The 18371-nt window shown below is 62.7% G+C and carries 19 protein-coding genes; 6 read left to right on the forward strand and 13 right to left on the reverse strand.

Annotated elements, in window-relative coordinates:
• The first annotated feature begins 83 nt into the window (after nucleotides 1–83).
• Nucleotides 84–1397: a hypothetical protein gene (locus tag PLL20_12950; GenBank protein ID HPD30899.1), complete on the forward strand. Its 1314-nt coding sequence runs from the start codon at nucleotides 84–86 to the stop codon at nucleotides 1395–1397.
• Here PLL20_12950 and dgoD read toward each other — a convergent pair.
• Nucleotides 1334–2449: a galactonate dehydratase gene (gene dgoD / locus PLL20_12955; GenBank protein ID HPD30900.1), complete on the reverse strand. Its 1116-nt coding sequence runs from the start codon at nucleotides 2447–2449 to the stop codon at nucleotides 1334–1336. The two genes, PLL20_12950 and dgoD, sit on opposite strands and share 64 nt — an antisense overlap.
• A gap of 144 nt (nucleotides 2450–2593) precedes the next feature.
• Nucleotides 2594–3286 carry a DUF1080 domain-containing protein gene (locus PLL20_12960; protein HPD30901.1) on the reverse strand — a complete coding sequence of 231 codons (693 nt, stop codon included), beginning with the start codon at nucleotides 3284–3286 and terminating at the stop codon, nucleotides 2594–2596.
• Between the two features lie 251 nt (nucleotides 3287–3537).
• Here PLL20_12960 and PLL20_12965 point away from each other — a divergent pair, with 251 nt between their 5' ends.
• Nucleotides 3538–4371 carry a sugar phosphate isomerase/epimerase family protein gene (locus PLL20_12965; protein ID HPD30902.1) on the forward strand — a complete coding sequence of 278 codons (834 nt, stop codon included), beginning with the start codon at nucleotides 3538–3540 and terminating at the stop codon, nucleotides 4369–4371.
• Nucleotides 4372–4662: 291 nt separating this feature from the next.
• Here the strand turns inward: PLL20_12965 and PLL20_12970 are convergent, their stop codons facing one another.
• The 10 genes from PLL20_12970 to PLL20_13015 all read right to left on the reverse strand — a co-directional run bounded on the left by PLL20_12970 (nucleotide 4663) and on the right by PLL20_13015 (nucleotide 14909).
• Nucleotides 4663–4854, reverse strand: coding sequence for a hypothetical protein (locus tag PLL20_12970; GenBank protein HPD30903.1), 192 nt, complete (start codon nucleotides 4852–4854; stop codon nucleotides 4663–4665).
• A gap of 107 nt (nucleotides 4855–4961) precedes the next feature.
• A complete protein-coding gene (locus PLL20_12975; GenBank protein HPD30904.1) occupies nucleotides 4962–5765 on the reverse strand; it encodes a lysophospholipid acyltransferase family protein in 804 nt (267 codons plus the stop codon).
• 6 nt (nucleotides 5766–5771) lie between these two features.
• Entirely contained in the window at nucleotides 5772–6452 is a 681-nt protein-coding gene (gene cmk / locus PLL20_12980; protein ID HPD30905.1) for a (d)CMP kinase, read from the reverse strand.
• A gap of 251 nt (nucleotides 6453–6703) precedes the next feature.
• Nucleotides 6704–8152: a tRNA (N6-isopentenyl adenosine(37)-C2)-methylthiotransferase MiaB gene (gene miaB / locus PLL20_12985; GenBank protein ID HPD30906.1), complete on the reverse strand. Its 1449-nt coding sequence runs from the start codon at nucleotides 8150–8152 to the stop codon at nucleotides 6704–6706.
• Nucleotides 8153–8246: 94 nt separating this feature from the next.
• Complete coding sequence (locus tag PLL20_12990; GenBank protein HPD30907.1) at nucleotides 8247–10955, reverse strand: hypothetical protein; 2709 nt, start codon at nucleotides 10953–10955, stop codon at nucleotides 8247–8249.
• Nucleotides 10956–11044: 89 nt separating this feature from the next.
• The gene (locus tag PLL20_12995) at nucleotides 11045–11584 is read right to left on the reverse strand and encodes a biopolymer transporter ExbD (protein ID HPD30908.1); all 540 of its coding nucleotides are present in this window, start codon (nucleotides 11582–11584) and stop codon (nucleotides 11045–11047) included.
• Nucleotides 11581–12030 (reverse strand): biopolymer transporter ExbD, encoded by a 450-nt coding sequence (locus PLL20_13000; GenBank protein HPD30909.1) that lies wholly within the window; start codon nucleotides 12028–12030, stop codon nucleotides 11581–11583. The genes PLL20_12995 and PLL20_13000 overlap by 4 nt, the downstream gene beginning before the upstream one ends.
• 24 nt (nucleotides 12031–12054) lie before the next feature.
• Nucleotides 12055–12768: a MotA/TolQ/ExbB proton channel family protein gene (locus tag PLL20_13005; protein ID HPD30910.1), complete on the reverse strand. Its 714-nt coding sequence runs from the start codon at nucleotides 12766–12768 to the stop codon at nucleotides 12055–12057.
• 99 nt (nucleotides 12769–12867) lie between these two features.
• The gene (locus PLL20_13010; GenBank protein HPD30911.1) at nucleotides 12868–13959 is read right to left on the reverse strand and encodes a hypothetical protein; all 1092 of its coding nucleotides are present in this window, start codon (nucleotides 13957–13959) and stop codon (nucleotides 12868–12870) included.
• Nucleotides 13956–14909 (reverse strand): hypothetical protein, encoded by a 954-nt coding sequence (locus tag PLL20_13015; GenBank protein ID HPD30912.1) that lies wholly within the window; start codon nucleotides 14907–14909, stop codon nucleotides 13956–13958. The genes PLL20_13010 and PLL20_13015 overlap by 4 nt, the downstream gene beginning before the upstream one ends.
• Before the next feature lie 212 nt (nucleotides 14910–15121).
• On the opposite strand from PLL20_13015, the gene PLL20_13020 reads away from it, so the two are divergent.
• The 4 genes from PLL20_13020 to PLL20_13035 all read left to right on the forward strand — a co-directional run bounded on the left by PLL20_13020 (nucleotide 15122) and on the right by PLL20_13035 (nucleotide 18026).
• A complete protein-coding gene (locus PLL20_13020) occupies nucleotides 15122–16246 on the forward strand; it encodes a hypothetical protein (protein ID HPD30913.1) in 1125 nt (374 codons plus the stop codon).
• Between the two features lie 111 nt (nucleotides 16247–16357).
• Nucleotides 16358–16672, forward strand: coding sequence for a YbjQ family protein (locus tag PLL20_13025; GenBank protein ID HPD30914.1), 315 nt, complete (start codon nucleotides 16358–16360; stop codon nucleotides 16670–16672).
• Nucleotides 16673–16682: 10 nt separating this feature from the next.
• Nucleotides 16683–17144, forward strand: coding sequence for a heavy metal-binding domain-containing protein (locus tag PLL20_13030; GenBank protein ID HPD30915.1), 462 nt, complete (start codon nucleotides 16683–16685; stop codon nucleotides 17142–17144).
• 51 nt (nucleotides 17145–17195) lie between these two features.
• Entirely contained in the window at nucleotides 17196–18026 is an 831-nt protein-coding gene (locus tag PLL20_13035) for a PrsW family glutamic-type intramembrane protease (protein HPD30916.1), read from the forward strand.
• A gap of 109 nt (nucleotides 18027–18135) precedes the next feature.
• Here PLL20_13035 and PLL20_13040 read toward each other — a convergent pair.
• A partial coding sequence (locus PLL20_13040) for a hypothetical protein (protein HPD30917.1) occupies nucleotides 18136–18371 on the reverse strand: 236 nt, incomplete at its 5' end.

An 18371-nucleotide genomic window follows, 5' to 3' on the forward strand; every position in this document is an offset into this window, starting at 1 on the left:
CGATTCTCGAGACAACGACCTGATCATATCGCCTGATCCGGGCGGTTGAAAACGTTGGCCAAACCGGGTATCGAGTCCCATTCATGGGCTGCACCGTCGCCATGTTGCTGGTATTAGCTGCGAATCCGGGGACTCCCTCTTCGTCCCCAGCCGCCTCACGGCCGACCACCACCCCTGCGACCGTCCGCATCGAGTACTACAGACTGCGAACCGCGGACGGTCAACATGACGTGCAGCAGTGTTCCGCTCTGCATTTTGGCAGGCTGGGCCGGCGAGACGGGCTCTGGATGACCAGTGACCGCAACGGCGGCCCGTCGGCAGGAAAAATCCATTTCATCTCAGCCGCCACGCTGGCGGACGCCCAACACCAAGGTACGATCCAGGTCGACGAATGCTTCACAGTCGTTCCACCGGCCGAGGGCTGGGAGACCTTCGCGAGCAGCCATTCCGAAATACCGGCCGAAATCCTGGATGACCTGCACGACCGCGTCGAAGCCCGCCTGACCGGCGATAAGGGCCCCTACCTCGACCTGGAAGCTGTCACGATCGCCCCTTCGATCTTGCCCTCCCACGAGACTAGCCTGTTCGTGGCCGCCGAGGAACCCTATTCGACTGTTCTCGAACTGGTTCCTCTTGCTCACGGACCCGACGCCCAGGCACAGATTCTGTCCTTGCATATTTACGAGGAGGCGGAGGATGAGCGGGGTAGCGATCGCAACGACGGACTTGAGGCCCTCGCGTGGGCCGGGCAACCGGGGTTCTTCTACTGGGCCGAGGAGGGCACCAGCTATCACGGGGGCGACCCCGGACCGAGACTGTTCTTCCGCGACCCGAAGGTCGGCCGCGGCCGGCTCATCGGGGGACGCCTGGCCATCCAGCAAGATCTCACCCACAAGCTGACCTCGGCGGTGTGGACCCTCAGAGAAGGACCCGAGCAGACCCTCAATGCGCTGACCGTGCTGCCTTCGGGCCGTCTGCTGGCCGTCGATCGCAACGGAGCCTGGATCCTGAGACTCGACCCGCGGGCCGGCACCGCCGAGCGATGGCTCAATCTTCACGACATCAACGGGCTCGATCTGCGAAAGCTGCTGCACGATTTCCCCGCCCCGCGAAGGATGCCATATATCAGTATCGAGGGTATCAGTGTGGATCCGGCGGGCGATATCTGGCTCATCGACGACCCCGCCCTGCCCGAGGCCTTCCGCGCCTCGTGCCTGATTCGGCTTCGCGGCCTGAATCCTGATGCGGCCGGCCCGTCACAGGAAAAACGATGGCGTGCAGACACGGATCAATCAAGTGCTGACCGCCGAAAGCTGATCGCCGACGGCCTTTACTACCAATCCGCCACTGACCCGTCGTCGTGTCGCAGTTCAGGCGTCGTCCAATGGCCGTCGTAAAGAAGTTCCGCCAGCTTGCCCTCGTCGACCTCAATGCCGAGACCAGGTTTATCCGGAACTCCCACGTAACCGTCCTGAATGACGAAGGGCTGGACGAGCAGCTTCTCGCCCAGGCTCACGTGTTCCTGGGCCAGGAAGTTGGGGATACACGCGGCCAGTTGCAGACATGCTGCAAGGGACACCGCGCTCAGCGGGCAGTGCGGCGCGACGGCCGCATAGTACACTTCCGCCATCGCCGCCACTTTGCGGGCCTCGAAGATACCGCCAATGTGCGACAGGTCCGGCTGGATGATGGCCGCCGCCTGCTTCTCCAACACCTCGCGAAACCCCCACCTGGTGAACAACCGCTCACCCGTGGCGATCGGGATCGACGTCGAGCGGGCAACAGTGACCATGGTGTCGACGTTTTCGGGCAGACACGGTTCCTCCAGGAACATCGGGTGGTACGGCTCCAGGGCCTTCGCAAAACGAATGGCCATGGCTGGACTGAGGCGGCCGTGACAATCGAGCGCCAGATCAAACCCGCTCCCCGCTTCCTCGCGGACTGCCGCCATCAGGTCGACCGCCCGCTCAACCACGGCCGGCGAATCGACGATCTTCGTCGCCCACCACGGGCTGAACTTCGCCATGGTCATGCCTTGGGCCCGCAGGCGGCGAAACCGCTCGATCAGGATCTCGGGGCGTCTGCTGCCGATCTGTCCATAGAGTCGGATCCGGTCGCGTACCCGGCCGCCGAGCAATTGATAGACCGGCACGTTCAGCGATTTGCCCAGGATGTCCCACAAGGCTTGTTCGATGCCGGAAATCGCACTGCACAAGACGGGACCGCCGCGGTAGAAACCGCCTCGATACATTCGTTGCCAGAGATGTTCGATCCGTCGGGGATCTTCACCCTTGATCAGCCGCATCAATTGCCCGATCGCCGCTTCAACCGCCGGCGTCTGACCCTCCAGCGTCGGTTCGCCCCAGCCGTAGAGCCCATCATCCGTCTCAATCTTAAGGAGCAAATAACGCGGGCGAACGTGATAGAGCTGATAATCCTTGATCGTCATGTTTCACTTCGAACCCATGCTCCGACTCGCCTGTTCAAAGGCCGGTCATATCACGCGCGAGCCGGTCGGTACATGTTGCGGCTTATGCCGGGACAAACCCCGGGGCAAGAAACCACGGCCGGCACGTGGCCGTCATCGGCACGCTCACAATCTCTTCAACCGAATGTTCCTGTACCAGATCGGTGTCCAGTGGTCCTGCAGTGCCAGGTAACCGCTTCGCGGCATGTTCGCGTATGCGAAGTCGAATTTCCCGATCGGCCTGGTGAGTTTCGAGAAATCGGCGTCGATGACTTTCAGACCATTGAGCACCACTACAACCTGTGAACCCTTGAGCGTGATCTCCATCTCGTTCCACTGGCCGACCGGCCTGGATGGGTTGTACATCGGCGTGACGACGTCATAGATCGCTCCCGTCCCATGCTTGTGCGGATCCTTGCCCACGTCGTCGGCGATCTGAATCTCGAAGCCGGTAAACGGGGGAGCGCCCTTCTCTTGGCTTCTCAGGCAGATCCCGCTGTTAGTGTCCTTGGCGATCTTGAACTCGAGACGAAGCACGAAATCGCTCAGCGGCTCCTTGTAGCGGAACCAGTGAAACCCATAGCCCCTGCAGGCTAAAGCCCCGTCCTCCAGGTAGAAGGCATCAGCCCGCCATCTCTTTTCGGGCTCGTTGCCCGGCTCGACAATGATCTCCCATCCGTCCATGCTCTTGCCATCAAAGATGGTCACGAAACCCTCGTCCTCACGAGTTCCGCTCCCCAGCACCCGGTCCGCCGCGCACCCGCCGGTGACCAGCAGGGCCGTGACCGCCAACCCCAACCCAACGGCATCTCCGCGCATGATGACCTCCACCGCACCGGTCCGCGTTCGCAAACCCGCCGAGCGGCAGAGGGTAGTCCCCGGTGAGCGGCGCTGTCAAGCAGCCCTTGCGCTGGGCTGGCCGATCTCCGGCCCAGATGTTAGATTACCTTTGACCTCTTGGGGTGCCTGGGTCACCGCCCGGCCGGCCCTGATGACAACCTCAGCCAAGTAGCCGGCGACCAGGGGCGGATGGCCGAAATCGACGGTCCGTGTCTGCGAGGAGAACGACCATGCCAACCATGAGTGCCTTTGCCGATGAAGTCAGTCCTGACCCTCAGGTCCAGATGGACGTCCTGGAGGCCAACGGGATTCGTTACATCGAGCTCCGCGGCGTCTGGGGCCGGAACGTGCTGACCTTCTCGAAGCAGCAGATGGCTGATCTCAAGAAAATGTTTGAGGACCGCGGCTTCGGGGTTTCCTGTATCGCCTCGCCTATCGGCAAGGTGAAAATCAGCGATGATTACCGGAAACACTTTGACGATTTTAAACGCGCCACCGACATCGCTTTGTTCTTCGATGCGCATTACATCCGCATTTTCAGCTATTATCCGCCGAACGGGGCCGACATCGGCGACTATCGCCGGGAGGTCATCGACCGCCTGGCCGAGAAGGTGGACTACGTCTCAAACCTGCCCATCACGCTGGCCCTCGAGAACGAGTCAAACCTGTTCGGAGCCTACCCCGAACGCTGCGTGTATCTCCACGCCGCCATCCCATCGGACCACCTGGTCGCCGCGTTCGACCCGGCCAATTTCGTCAATATGAACGTGCAAGACATCTATAACACCTGCTGGCTACCGCTCCGCAAGTTCGTCGGCTATTTTCATATCAAGGACTTCAAATACGGGGAGAAAGAGCACGCAGTCCCCGCCGGTGAGGGCGACGGGGCCATACCCGAGATTCTCCGAGACGCGGCCGCCGACGGGTATGACGGGTTTCTCGCCCTTGAGCCGCATTTGGCGAAGGCCCTGCACTCGACCGGTGAAACGGGTCCCGAGCTGTTCAAGGTCGCGGCAGACGCACTCAAAAAGATCATGCGGGACGTGGGCTGGTTCCCTGTGTAGGTGGCAGTCGAAACCTCGGCGCGTTGCAGACACGCATCTGTCGCTTAAACTCTTTTGAATAAAAGCCTTACAGAATCAACAGCAGCCTTCCCCGGAAGACTGATGTTGCCCAAAAACAACGGTCGGTCAGTCGTCTGGCTGTGAAATTCAACTTCCCTGACAGCCAGGGCCGATACAAGGCCTTGCCCAGCAATGGTTTGCAAACCTCGCCAGGGCTATAGCCCAGGCAGGCCGGCCAGTGGCCCCCGTCTTGCGGGAGAATCCCGGCGAAGCGGGGCTAAAAGAAGCGATTCAACCCGTCGAGTTGCCATGCAGCAGGAACGTCGCCAACATCGCCGACTCGCCATTCGATTGCCGATGGAATACTCCACCGTGAATAACGGCCAGCATCGGGTATTGCGCACCGTCAGCAGCAACATCAGTACCAGCGGCCTCTACTTTGAAGTAGAACTGATCGAGGGGATTCCCGTCCCACAGTTGCATTCACTGCTCAAGGTCTCGCTGACCATACCCCCCGGCGACGGCCACTTCCCGTATGAGGGCCAAATCAGCGGTACCGCCGAGGTGGTCCGCTGTGATCGTCTCGAGCCTCAACGAGCAGATGCCCCGGGCCGCTTGGGTATCGGAGCCCGATTCCGCGAGCCGCTCAGGTTGGCTTTCTGACCGGCCAGGTTCGTTCCGTCGTCTGCGGGGGCCGGTGTCACAGTCGCGCCCGGCGGTTCCACCCCGAACACGTCGGGCCGGGCCGTGTACCAGGGCAACCTTCGCTCCGGCAGGCTCTGGTGCAAACGATGTTGCATACGGATCAGACGTTCGCGCAGGAGTCGCACCAGTTCCTCCGCGGAAAGGCCGGCGTACTCAGCGGGCCGAATGAGCTCGCCGTATTGGATGATGACGTTGCCCGTTCGTGGCAACGGCGATCCCTTCGGCCAAGCCTGGTACATGCCGTCGATCAGGACCGGCACGATTGGCACCAAGGCTTTCTTGGCGATCGAGGCCAGGCCGGGAAGCATGGGATGAATGCGGCCGTCGGGGGTACGGGTACCTTCCGGAAACACCACCAGCGACATGCCGTTCTTGAGCCTTCGCAGTGATTCCTTGATCGCCCCGAGGTCGGCCGTGTTCCGCTTGACCGGAAAGGCGTTCAGCGAGGTAATCAGCCTGGCGAACCACTTATTGGCCCATAGGGTATCGCGACCCATGTAGCAGCTTTCGCGGGGCAGGGCCATCGAGACCAGCACGGGATCCATGTGGCTTTGGTGGTTGCAGACCAGCAGAACCGGCCCTTCGCGCGGAACCTTGCGCACGCCGTGAACGCGCACCTTGAACTGCAGAATAGTCTGCCAGCGGCACAAGAACCGCAGAAACCTCCAGTAGAGACTCACGTTATCCATGGGTGATCAGGGTGTCTTTTCCCCCGCAGGCCGCCGACGGCGGATCTCCTCCTGCATCCGTGCGACAACCTGGGCGATGGTCATGTCGGTGGTGTCAATTCGCACCGCTTCACCCGAGGCCAGCAGCGGAGCCCACTGTGCCTGGTCATTGTTGTCGCGCAGCCGGATATTGGCCAGGACGTCTTCCAGCCGAACCTCTTCACCGTCGGCAAGCATCTCGTGGTAACGGCGTTCCGCTCGTTTGCTGTCCTCTGCATCGACCAGGAATTTCACGTCGGCATCGGGAAAGACCACGCTGCCCTGGTCGCGGCCTTCGGTGACCAGGGAACCGAGCTGTCGGCCGATCTGCCTTTGTTTCTCAACCAGCACCCGGCGGATCCCGGGAGTCTGGGCAATCTGACTGGTGTACTCGCTGACCCGCATGCTGCGGATATCCTCGCTGACATCACGCCCGTCCATGACCACGCGAACGTAGGTGGGGCCGCAGTCGAGGCGGATGTCAGTGGACTCCGCCATGGCGACAAGTTCATCAGGCCTGTCGAGCGGTATGCCTTTGTCCAGTGCCTTGAGGGCAATGGCCCGGTACATCGCGCCGGTGTCGAGATACGGAATCTGCATGGCCGCCGCCAGCTTGCGCGCGGCAGTGGATTTCCCCGAACCGGCAGGGCCGTCGATGGTAATGATCATGCCAATGCCTCGCGAGAGACCGTTGGAACCTTACGGCCGGACATCTATACGCTTTGCACGCATGTCTCTGGATCGCAGAGCGCTTGGGTTGCGGCCCGCAAAAAGGCGGTCCGCCTCGGGCTGCTGGACGACCAGGCTGTCAGGCACCGTGTGGAATGCTGCTTGCTTTCCTGACAGCCCAACAGCCTAACAGTCTAACAGCCTGACAGCCTCTTGCCTTGCTCGTATTGTGCTGGGAACCACAGAAATGGTCAATGAATCGGGGGCACGCCGGGCCCGTCGGCGGGCACGCCTTGAAGGGTGAGCGGGCTGGCATCCGTCACCTCGACGGTGACGAGTTTCCCGATCAGCGAATCGGGGCCCGGAAAAACCACGATCTCATCGCCTCGCGTATGGCCGGTAAGCTGGTCGACGCAGCGCGAGGTCTTCTCCTTACCCGCTTCGATGGCTTTCCGGGCCCTGAGAGCCGGCTTGCTCGGTCCCTCGACAAGTACCTCCACCCGCCGACCAATCATCGAGCGGTGATGCTCCGTCGACAGCCGATGCTGCAGGGCCATCAACTCCGAATGCCGCCGCTGTTTGACCTTGTAAGGGACGTCGTCAGGCAGCACCTTGTCAGCCTTGGTGTTTGGCCGATTGGAGTACTTGAACATGAAAATGTTCTTGTAGCGGACACGCTCGACCAGGGCCAGCGTCGCCTGGTGGTCCTGCTCCGTCTCGCCGCTGAAGCCGACAATGAAATCGCTTGACAACGTGATACCGGGTACCATTTGCCGCGCCCTCTCCACCAGATCCATGTACTCTTCGGCGGTGTAATCCCGCCGCATCCGACGCAACACGGCGTTCGAGCCGCTCTGGGCCGGCAACGACAGGTACTCGCATACCTTGGGCAGGTCGCGCATCGCTTCCAGGATGTCGTCGGTGAAGTCGCCGGGATAACTGGTGACGAAACGGATGCGTTCAATGCCGGGCACATCGTGGACGCGCTCCAGGAGATCGGCAAATCGGACGGTGAGGCCGCCCTCCGCGTAGGAATAACTGTTGACCGTCTGGCCGAGCAAAGTGATCTCGCGCGTGCCCATGTCAGCCAGCTTGCGGACTTCTGCCACGATGTTGGCCGGTGGACGGCTTCGCTCCGGCCCCCGGGTGTAGGGCACCACGCAATAAGTGCAGAACTTATCGCATCCCCGCTGGACGCGAACGTAGGCTTGCAGCACGTTTCCATCGGGCGGCGCCGTACGTGACAGGTCCAGCAACTCAATGCTGTCGTGTTCCAGTGTACGCCGGTCCTTGGGGATTCGCCGCGAGCGGTCGTGTTCAAGGGCCATCACCTGTCGGCGCGTATCAAGAACCTCGGCCAGCAGGTCCGCGATCTGATTCAGTTTTCCGGGACCACAGAGCAGGTCAACGTGCGGAGCCTTGCGCCGGATGCCCTCATGATCACGTTCGGCCATGCAGCCGATCACGCCGACAACCATTTCGGGGCGCTCGCGCTTGATGCGGGCCACCTCGCCCAGTCGGCTGTAGACCTTGTCTTCGGCATGCTGACGGACGCTGCAGGTGTTGAGCAGCACGACGTCGGCCTGGCGGAAATCGTCGACGGAAAGGTACCCCAGTTGGCGGAGTTGCCCCAACACCAGCTCGCTATCGAGCTTGTTCATCTGGCAACCCATCGTTTCCAGGTAGACGCGCTTGTCCATGGCGTGCGCCACTCTGCTCAGCCGGCAAAGTCCGGTCGTTCGACATCCAGACCAACCATTCTACCTGAAGCGGAAGGTGTCCCAAACGGCCGATTCAGCGCAGGCGGGCTTCGTTTTCCTTCTGAATCGCTTCCAGGGCACGCTGCCATCGCGGGCCGCCCAGGTCGGGCGACAGTCCTCGCTGCTGCTGGATGGCCTGCAGAATCTGTTTGGGGTCATGGTCTAAGCGGGTGTGACAGGCCAGATTGCCGCAGAGTGCCCGCCACCAGTTGGGTGATCGCTCGGGAAGTGTCTGCCAGACCTCGGCAAACAGCGGCAAGGCTGCGGCCGGCTCGCCGGTCGCCAGCAAGGACTCAGCCCGCCCAAGCTGGATCTCAGCCCGCGGGAGGCTATCAGAAGGCATCGTCGCGGCCGCTCGGCGGCATTCCTCGTAAACAGCGAGAGCTTCCTTGGCCTGTCCGGCGTGAAGCAGCGACGAAGCCAACCGCAAGCGAATACTCAGCCGCCCGACGGCCGAGAGCCTCTGGGGACGTTGACTGGACCACTCCGAGAGCAGCTCGCCCACTTTCACGGCATCGCGCGCGATTCTGCCGGCCGCGTCACGGTCACCTTCATCGAAGGCACGCTCGATTGCGTCCCTCATGGCCTCGGCCAACCGATCCAGGACCGGACCGGCCTCTTCAGGGTCGACCGCCAAGCACTGCTCCGCCGCCTGTCGAGCCTCGGCAAGCCGCCCCAGACGCGTCAGGGCGATCACCCGCTCGCGACAGACGGCACCGAGCATCAACGACTGATCCGCAAAACGCTTTTCGAAATGCTCCAGCAGAGCCAGGCTCTCGGGGGATTTGTCGATTATCGAGTGGTTCAGCAGGGCGGCTGACAGGATGATCGTCTGAGCGGTCAAGCGACGGTGCTCCACGGTGTCGTCTTTTTTCTCCTGCGCGGCTGCCGCCGCCTGCCGGGCCGACCGGATAGCCCGGTCAGCAAGTTGTCGCATCTGCGTCTCGTTCAACGTCTTTCGGGCGACGGCCTGGTCCAGCGCGGTGCTCAAGCATCGGGCCTCGCCGACTCTTGCGAGCAGCGATTGCGCATCGTCCGGCGCAACCGTTGCATACGTGTCAGCGGCGGCCTCCAACTGACCGTTTTGCTCAAGGGCAACCGCGATGCAGTAGGGAAGCGCCTTGGTCGCCGGCGAAGCCGGCGACAGCTTTTGCATCAGTCGACCGGCGCGAACGAAGGCGTCGCGAACCGCCCGCAGATCATCCTGATGCGTGTCGCGAAGCATGCGTTGCGCAATCGTGACCGCCCACGCGGCAGCTCGTGCGCTGCGATCATGCTTCGGTTGCTGCTCACCCAGATCGCAAAACGTCGCCACAGCCTCCAGCGACCGGCCGGCCGTCAGGTGTGCCGCCCCAAGCAGGTAGAGATACTCTCCTCGCGCCTCGGGCACGACGTCGGCCGGCAGCGTCCCAAGCATGCCTCGGGCGGCGGAGATCACCTCCTCCAATCGCCGGTTGACGGCGGGCTGCGAAGCGGTCGGCTGGGTGGACGCCGGCAGGGAAAGCTCCGCCACCGTCGCGCCGAGGAGCAGTTGCAGACCAAAGGGTGTCCGGATCACGCCGGCATCCTCGTTCTGCACTGCCCCCGCCAGAAGAGCGTACAGTGCGTCGCGGTTCTCCGCCGAGGGCTTTGCGAACGATTCGAGCGGCTGGAGCGCGTCCTCGGGTCGCAGCAGGCTCGCCGGTTGCGTTGTGACGCCGGCTCGGCGGACCAGAACCATGTGATGGGCCCACGCAACTGCCAGCGAAGCCTGAAGATCATTAGGCCTCGATCGCTCCGCCCAGGCGCGTATCTGATCAACATAAGAGAGTGCATCCTCGTGGCGGTTGCGGTCTCGCAGCGTCCGGATCTGCTCGATCACGGCCACCAGCGAGGCGGTTCGCACGCGGGCACGCTCGCGACCATCTCCAATCTGCCCATAGGTCTTGACGATCTGGAGGCTGTATTGGTCCGCTTGGACGTACTCTTCCGCCAGACGCGCCGCGACGGCGGCCATCAGCAACGCGCCGCATCGCTGAACCGGATCGGGCGACTCGATCCAACCGCTTCCCTGGGCCACACGCGCCAGAATAGCCTGCATCTGAGCTTTCCGTTCGGCGGTCGGCAGGTCTGCAGCAAGGACGCGGCAGAAGTCCGCCCAAGCCGACAGGTACGCCGATCGCCCGTCCAGCGTTTCAAGCAGGCGCAGCGAACCGGAGACCATCGCATGTTTCAGCGAGGCTTCGTCCAGAGCCTCGACCGATTTCCAGGCCGCCGAGATGTCTTCACGCAATCGGCTCAGGATCGCCACGGCCCGCTCGCTCAGATCCAGGGCTTGCATGCGGCTCCAGCCCGGTACCTCGTACAGCAACAAGGCATCAAACGCAGCCGGGGCCGTACGTTCCAGCAGATCACGGGCCAGCTCCAATTGCCATCGCAACCGCCACGGGTGATCCGGATGGTTGGCCAGCAGATCACGGAGAATCGAGCTTGCCTGCTCCGTCGCACTCCGCCGGTCCTCGACCGACGTGGCCACTGCGGCCTCCTCCAGAAGCTTTTCCCGCTTGCGAAGCATCGCGTCGGTCGCGTCCGCCGGCGGTGCGTCGGCGAGGTGCTGATCGAGCCATTCGGCCAGCCCTCGTTCCCGGAGGCCCTCGCGAAAGAGCGAGTCATCAAGGGACGCCGCAAAGGAGTGAGCCGAGGCGACGCCGAGCATGGCCGCCGCCAATAGAACCCAACGGCCGGATATGTGTGCGGCTTGCACGCATCTTTCCGGATCGCGGTACGCTTGGGTTGCGGTCCGCAAAAAGGCGGTCCGCCTTGGGAGCTTCACGGAATGTCTTTGTGTCCGTTTCATCGCGTCGCGGCAAAATAGACCTTTGCATAACCGGCCGCCAACGCGGCGTTGTAGGCGTTGACCACGTGATCCCATCGGATGTCGTTGCCTGCCATGAGATGCACGGGTGTGTCGGCGTCGAAGCCCGGCTGCTCCTGGATCTTGCGCAGCGATGGCCCCAATTCGGCCAGAGGCAGCGGCGCCTCGTTGAATCGCTCGATCGTCACGTTGCACCGGTCCGGCTGGTTCGGCTGGGCCACGAAACGCACGCGAATCGGCGTCCGGGGAATCTCCGTGGAAACCGCGGCACTGCGGGCCGGCAGATTGGCCGGCAGCATACCCTCGTTTGACCCGAAGCGACTGGCGGTCAGGAAGAACAACAACAACAGGAACACCACGTCGATCATCGGTGTAAGATTGAGCGTGATGGCGACCAGGCCCGTCCGCCGGTGGGGTCTGTCAAGCGGTCCCGGTCGGTTGCGACCCGTGGAACGGCCCGCCTCGCGCGCGCCCGCGAGAATGCGATCGACGTCAAAATCAGCACTGCGGCTGCTCATCGGCCCGGCTCCAGATCGGTCACCACCTGCAGGCGGGTCAGGCCCGCGCCGGCGACCGCCTGCATCACCTCCCGCACCTGTCCATACGGCAACCGTCGGTCAGCCCGTAAGATCACTTGCACGCTCGGGTTCAGTTCTCCCACCTCCCTCAGCCTGCCGCCCAAGTCGCCCACCGACGCCACCGGAACCGGCCCGAGTTGGAGGCGCGGCTCAACCTTAACCCTTTCCTCGACGTACAGCATGTTAATGATCACTTTGTCCCTCAGCCGACGATCGACCGACTGATTGTCGTCCGGCCGGGGCAGGTCAACCTTCACCTTCTCCGCCGAGGCGAAATGACTGGCCAGCATGAAGAACGTCAGCAACAGAAACGTGACGTCGATCATCGGCGTCATGTTCACCAGCGTACCTCGGCTCGGACGTCGTTCCCCAATGGATCGTCTCATGCCTGTTTCCTGTTCCAGACGTTTTCAGCCCGCGGCCTTGGACGAACCCGCCTGCTGTTCACAGAGCAACGAAACCAGACTGTCGCAAAGCTTCATGCTCTCGGCCGCAAACGCGTCGATCCGGTTTCGCAGCAGGGAGAAGATCGACAGCGCGGGGATGGCAATCAGCAATCCCCAGAAGGTCGTGATCAAAGCGACAGAGATGTCGCCGGCCAGCTTGGCGGCGTCGGGCATCCCCCCGCCCGCGGAATAGATCCGAGCGAATGCGTTGATCATGCCGACCACCGTGCCGAACAGGCCGATCATCGGGCTGATGTTGCCGATCACGTTGAGGTACTCGATACGGCGGAACAGCCGTGTCGCCTGCTCCTCGACCGCCTCGGTGATGGCGGCACGCGCCGACTCGCGGCCGGCAGACAGTCGTGCGATGCCCGCGCAGGCCGCCTGTCCGAGCATGGTCTCGTCCTCCCGCGTGATCTCGACGATGTCCCGCGCCTGTCCCCGCCGGGCGGCCAGAACCAGCGCCTTGGCCAGTCCGGCCGGCACCTGCGTCGATCGGCGCAGAACGATCAGATAGTGAATAATCAGCGCTACAGAGACAACCGACAACGGAACGAGAACAAACCAGGTGATCCAGCCGCCATCCACCAGGAATTTGCCGAGCACCGTGCTCGACGGGCCGGTCTGAGAAATCACCCCTGTTCCCGCTGTGCCGCTCCAGAGCCATGAGATTGCCATAGGTTCCCTCGCGATGTTCTGCGTGCCAGGCACGGGCGCCCCGCCTGACCAAGCCTCCCAGGCCCCCTCCCCAACCGACGACCGAAGACGGTCCACTGACTACTTTTTCATCCTTTCCAACTCCTGTGATGCCCGGCCGACCCACTCGTCCGCGGCCGGGTAACTGCGAACCAGCTCCGACCACAACCTGGCGGCCTGTTCGGGCTTTCCGCTCTGCCGGCAGATCGCTCCCGCCTCGTAAAGGCTCTCCGGTGCCAAGGCATGACCCGGAAAGTGAATCACGACCCGCATGAACGCCAAACCCGCACGTTTGCGGTCAACTTCGGCGTCCGCCGTCTCGTTGCCACCCGCCCGTCCGAGCATCGCCTTGCCCTGCCAGAAGAAAAGCTCCGCGACGGCCCCGTCGGGCGACTTGAGAATCGCATCAATCCGTTTGAGGGCTTCATCAAATTGCCCGCTGCTGATCAAATGCCGGACTTCTTCCAGCTGCCTGGCCGCCTCGGCACCGACGGCCCCGGCCGGTTGAGAAGCCGTCGCTCCATTGCCGGATGCCGGTCCGGTGGTCGTGGTCGGCCAGGTCTCGCGCCATCGCCGCAGAAACCGAGCGGCTTCGTCGTCGCCGTGACGATTGATGAACTCAGCCACCGAGTCGGCCGCCGCCTGAAGGAAGGTCGATCCCGCAGCGGGGAGGTTTGACGGCCTCAGCCGCTCGACCAGATCCGGCTCCTGATCGAGGATCTCCAAGTACACCTCGACCGTCCGATCGAATTGCCCCTGCTTGTCAAGGGCCTTCAACAGCCGACAGCGAACCAGTTGGCGGCGGTCCAGTTCGCCTTGGGCGGGTGCTTGGGTTTGCCTGAGAAGCCGCCCATAGTTGGCTGCCGCCTGCCGGATATGTCCGTCGCTCTGCTGCTTTTCGGCAAGGTTGAACAACGGCCAGTTCGTGATCTGCAGGTAGTCGATCTCTTCAATGGCAGCGGCGGCCTCTCGTCCCGACGAAATGCGATACCCGATCTGCCCGCCGCGGAAAGTCGTGATCTTCACGTCGACCGCCGGTGGTCTCCCGGCCAGGCCGACGATGTCGGCCCGGGTCGGCGCGAGCGCCAGAAACGCGAAAAGAACACCGCCGGTTGCCGCCACTCGGCATCGCTGCTTCTTTCCGGCGAGCAATGCGTGCGTTTCCTCTCTCACTGTGGCACCACCGTTCGAAAGTTGCCGCCATGATCGCGCGCGATGCGCTCGAGAACGCTGCGTGGCCCCGGCAACGGCTCGAAGCCGATCACAGTAATCTTCACCTCGCGACGGGCATTCAATTGGTCCAATCGAGTCTCCAGCGAAGTCTTGGGGGCGTTCTCGTTTGTCGGATCAATGTCGTGATAAGCCCCGTCCGAAAGGAAATAGATCAGTTCCGGCCGTGCCGCAAAGGCCCTCGCCATCGCCTCCTCTTCCCGGGCGTTCCCTGCGGTCACAACTCTGCTGAGAAACGCCTCGGCCTGTTTCTTGTGCTCGCTGTTGGCCCAAACCAATGTTGCCGGTCTGAACTCGAAGACTTGTTCATTGTAAGTCAGCACGATGTTGAACTGCTGCGTTGGTATCAGCGCCTGGACCGATCTTCGTATTTCGCTGAGAACAAGCCTCTCGTTAAGCACGAGCGAGCCGGACAGGTCCACGACATAAACGATCTTGTAAGCGTTGCCTGCGATGCCGAAAAACGTGCTCATCGGACCGGTTTGACTTGCGGCAATGACAGAACCCGCACCGGACAACGCCGCGGTCCCGTCGGTCGGCAAAAGCGGTGCCGGCAAGACGTCCGCTTCAATGGAGGGCAGGAGCCGGTCGGCGGCGATCAAGTGGTCGTCGGGGCTGGGGGCAAGGGTCGGGTCCAGCCGGCGGTTGATCCGAACAGCGGGGGGCGGCCGGTCGGGGGTTGCCTCAACCAGGGGTGCCAGCCGCGCCTCCGGGATAACCACCCGGCGGGTCTGCACCTCCTCGCTGTAAACCAGCGGATACAGAACGGCGAAGACAAGCAGATGAGTGAGGATCGAAATGCCCCAGGAGAACATGTTTGACCGGGCAAGCCGCGCCGCCCCTCGATGCCGGGGACTTCTGGAAGTCCGGAGTGACGTTTGAATCGCTCCCATGGGTCCGTCCACCAGTCTCCTGCAACGGTCAACCTCGTCTCGGCCGAGCCGTCCGGACTTCCGGCCGACCAAGCTCTTAATGCGGAGTGTATTTTTCGCCGGACGGACCGTCAAATGGTGAACCAACCGATGGAATGTGGTATACGGTATGCACCGTGTCGGGCAAGAGGCGGTATCACTCTGGCGGGGAACAGACGGCGAAGAGAGATAACATGAGAAACATGACCATCCTGACGGTTTTCATCGGGATAGCTCCCTTGGCTTTCCCGGCTCCGGCCGCTGATACGGCTTCCGCGCCGACGGGCGACGCGAATCTGGCCCGCTGCATGGCTGATCCGCCCGGATGGGTCGCCCGGCTCGACTCCGAGCTGGCGGCGATCAACAAGCTTATCGAATCCGCTGTTGAGCCCGTTGACCAGGCTGCCGCCCATCTGGCGGCGGCAAACTGGCTGGTTGGCGTGGCGAATTCTCGAGCGGCGGTCCGCTGGCTGACCGGAATGCAGCGGCCCGAAGACCTTGGAGTCCTCGCCTCCAGAGCCGACCAGGCTCGCAAGCATCTCGACAAGGCCCGTGATGCGCTCAAATCGGTTACCCAAGCCAGGCCTCTCGAGGCAACCAGGATCTCCGAATTGAAGCTCGCTGCAGAATCGCTGGAACCGTTCATCAAGCTGTTTGCCGCGGCCGGTGGCGACGAAACTGAGGCGAAACGCAAGTCTGCTTTTTCCGAGGCCGCCTTGGGCCTCGCTATGGCACGCGAGTCGGAGAACCCTGACCTCTCGGCCTGTGCACTGTTGTGGCAGTCCTTCGCCTGGGAATGCGCGGGTCGGCGCGACAGGGCGATGCTTTCCTTGCCAAGTGCCCTGGCCGCACCCGAACAGCCCGCGTTCGACTTCTTGAGCCGGCTTCTCCGTTGCCGTCTGGTTGCTGAAGACGAACGTCACGCCGCGGCGTTCGCGCTCGCCTTGAGGGTCCGGGCGTCCTGCAATCAGTGGTTCCCCAAGGAGCCGCCGGATCAACTGGCCGCCCGCGCCCGCCTGGCGGCCCTGGTTCAATACCAGATCGGCCGCTCCTGGCTGAACCAACTGGCCAACCCCGACACAAAGACCGCCGCCGATGACGTCAAGGAGATGCTCGCTGCCCTCAGAGATGTGCTTTATGACCGTGACGCTCCTGGACCGATCTTCGTTCCTGAGAGTATCATTCCGATCCTCGTCGAACTGCCAAACCCCCCTGTTTCACAGCCGGCTTCATATCCGGCCGGATTCTCTACGATACAAGATACCACAATGCCGGAAACGACCCCTGCCCCGACAACAGCTCCTCCCGCCGGTGAATGAGGCGGCTTCTCCATCGGACGCACATACGCACCGTCTCATTGACACCGGTATGCCTTTGCCCTCACAATTCAGGCAACTTTATCTCGTCAGACTGATTTCGGAGGTCATCTCATGCTCGTGGTCAATACCGAAAACGTTCCGGGGTTCACCATTCGCGAAGTCAAGGGGCTGGTGCAAGGCAACACGGTTCGTGCCAAACACATCGGTCGGGACATCGTTGCCGGGTTGAAAAACCTCGTCGGGGGTGAGCTCACCGGCTACACCGAGCTGCTCACGGAAGCCCGCCGGCAGGCCATGGAGCGAATGCTCGCCCAGGCCCAGCAGTTGGGCGCCAACGCCGTCGTCAACGTGCGGTTCGCCACCGCCGCTGTGACCCAGGGTGCGGCCGAACTGTACTGCTACGGCACGGCCGTGGTGATTCAATAGGAGCGGCCGTATGTTTGAAGTCCTCTTCGGCGTTGTACCGTTCCTCTTTCTCCTGGGACTCGGATATGGCGTGGGCACTTGGCGCGAACGCAACCATCTTCGCGCCTTGTCTGCCCGCGAGAAAGAGTTCACCGATATCCGAATCAGCACGATTCAAACCGTCCCCGACCCCGAAACGGTGCGGGAAGCGTCGCTGGTCAGCGGCGGAGTGGTGATTGCCGCCGACTACTTCAAGACAACCGCCGCTCAGATTCGCAAGCTTGTCGGAGGGGAAATGGGAGTAATCCGCACGCTGGTCGAGCGAGCCCAGCGGGAAGCGACACTTCGCCTGCTGGCTGAGGCCCGCCGCATGGGAGCAACCGAGGTGTGGAATATCCGCTATGAGACCAGCAGCATCCGTGGTGCCGACAAATACCAGGCGGCGGCCAGTGTCGAGTTGTTTGTCTATGGAACAGCCGTCGTTCGTCAGTGATGTGGCATGCCAGACCCCTCACACGATCCATCCGTGTTTCACGAGCCACACATGCGTCCGGCAGGCAAGCCGACAAGCCCGCCCGGCGAGGTTCCGGGTGAACGCCGGTGTGATGAACACCATGATGGACTGCTTTCCGCCGGCGGACAAAGCATCCACGAAGAACCGGACATCTTCCCCGACCGCAAGCCGGAGGTTCTGGAGCAGGATTGGAGCTGCAGCCGCTGCGGGTACAACCTGCGCGGGCTCGAAGCGGGTCATCCATGCCCCGAGTGCGGCCACCGCGAACTGTACCGCCCGGCACCCGCGGGTTCCGTCGGCTACCGCGGCTGGCTGGAAAGAAAGCTGGCCCGCGGTTCGCCCCGCGCCGGCTGGTTCACGGCCGCCATGCTGGCACTCGCCGGCGGGCCCCTCGCCGTCCTCGCGGCATTGTTCAAGAGCGGACAGACCGGCGTCGCCGGACTGAGCACCCTGGTTCTCGCCGTCGTTTTCGGCCCGGCGGCCGAGGAGGCGCTCAAGATCGCTCTTGCTTGGTGTGTCGTCGAGGTCAAACCCTATCTTTTCCGCCGGCCCGGGCAGATCCGCCTGTCGACCGCAGGTGCGGCCCTGTTGTTTGCGGTCATCGAGAACCTGATCTATCTGAACATCTACGTGCCCAACCCAGACCTTGCGTTGGTCGTCTGGCGATGGACGGTCTGCGTGGCCCTGCATACCGGCTGTACCCTCCTCGCCTCAAACGGCTTGATTCGCGTCTGGCACCGGACTATCACCGAGCTTCGCCCACCTCAGCTGTCCGACGGCCTGCCCGAACTGGCTTGGGCGATCGTCATTCACGGCTTCTACAACCTGGTGGCGATCTTCTTCGAGTTCGCGGCGCGGTAGCGCGGCAGTGCCGGCTGAATCAAGCAATGCAAAGCGCGTTCGAGCCGAGACCGGACAAACCGCACGCTGCGGAACCGAAAGCAAGGTTGTGTTCTCCATTCCATCGCGTTCAGAACCTTACGGCCAGACATCCGTCCGGCTTGCGCGCCTGTTTCTTGATCCCACAGCGCCGGGTGCCATGCCGACGGCTTTGCGTGTGCATGCGCAGGCAGGACCGCTCGGCCCGGAATCCTTTCCGGGCCGCATCCCCCGCCCGCTCGGCCCGGAATCCTTTCCGGGCCGCATCCCCCACCCGCTCGGCCCGGAATCCTTTCCGGGCCGCATCCCCCGCGGAATCCTTTCCGC

The organism is Phycisphaerae bacterium (genome assembly GCA_035384605.1).
Taxonomy (GTDB): domain Bacteria; phylum Planctomycetota; class Phycisphaerae; order UBA1845; family PWPN01; genus JAUCQB01.

Excerpts from the sequence above, each read along its gene's own strand:
- PLL20_12950 (HPD30899.1), top strand. The coding sequence starts at position 84 with ATGGGCTGCACCGTCGCCATGTTGCTGGTATTAGCTGCGAATCCGGGG.
- dgoD (HPD30900.1), bottom strand. The coding sequence starts at position 2,449 with ATGACGATCAAGGATTATCAGCTCTATCACGTTCGCCCGCGTTATTTG.
- PLL20_12960 (HPD30901.1), bottom strand. The coding sequence starts at position 3,286 with ATGCGCGGAGATGCCGTTGGGTTGGGGTTGGCGGTCACGGCCCTGCTG.
- PLL20_12965 (HPD30902.1), top strand. The coding sequence starts at position 3,538 with ATGCCAACCATGAGTGCCTTTGCCGATGAAGTCAGTCCTGACCCTCAG.
- PLL20_12970 (HPD30903.1), bottom strand. The coding sequence starts at position 4,854 with ATGCAACTGTGGGACGGGAATCCCCTCGATCAGTTCTACTTCAAAGTA.
- PLL20_12975 (HPD30904.1), bottom strand. The coding sequence starts at position 5,765 with ATGGATAACGTGAGTCTCTACTGGAGGTTTCTGCGGTTCTTGTGCCGC.
- cmk (HPD30905.1), bottom strand. The coding sequence starts at position 6,452 with ATGATCATTACCATCGACGGCCCTGCCGGTTCGGGGAAATCCACTGCC.
- miaB (HPD30906.1), bottom strand. The coding sequence starts at position 8,152 with ATGGACAAGCGCGTCTACCTGGAAACGATGGGTTGCCAGATGAACAAG.
- PLL20_12995 (HPD30908.1), bottom strand. The coding sequence starts at position 11,584 with ATGAGCAGCCGCAGTGCTGATTTTGACGTCGATCGCATTCTCGCGGGC.
- PLL20_13000 (HPD30909.1), bottom strand. The coding sequence starts at position 12,030 with ATGAGACGATCCATTGGGGAACGACGTCCGAGCCGAGGTACGCTGGTG.
- PLL20_13005 (HPD30910.1), bottom strand. The coding sequence starts at position 12,768 with ATGGCAATCTCATGGCTCTGGAGCGGCACAGCGGGAACAGGGGTGATT.
- PLL20_13015 (HPD30912.1), bottom strand. The coding sequence starts at position 14,909 with ATGGGAGCGATTCAAACGTCACTCCGGACTTCCAGAAGTCCCCGGCAT.
- PLL20_13020 (HPD30913.1), top strand. The coding sequence starts at position 15,122 with ATGAGAAACATGACCATCCTGACGGTTTTCATCGGGATAGCTCCCTTG.
- PLL20_13025 (HPD30914.1), top strand. The coding sequence starts at position 16,358 with ATGCTCGTGGTCAATACCGAAAACGTTCCGGGGTTCACCATTCGCGAA.
- PLL20_13030 (HPD30915.1), top strand. The coding sequence starts at position 16,683 with ATGTTTGAAGTCCTCTTCGGCGTTGTACCGTTCCTCTTTCTCCTGGGA.
- PLL20_13035 (HPD30916.1), top strand. The coding sequence starts at position 17,196 with ATGCGTCCGGCAGGCAAGCCGACAAGCCCGCCCGGCGAGGTTCCGGGT.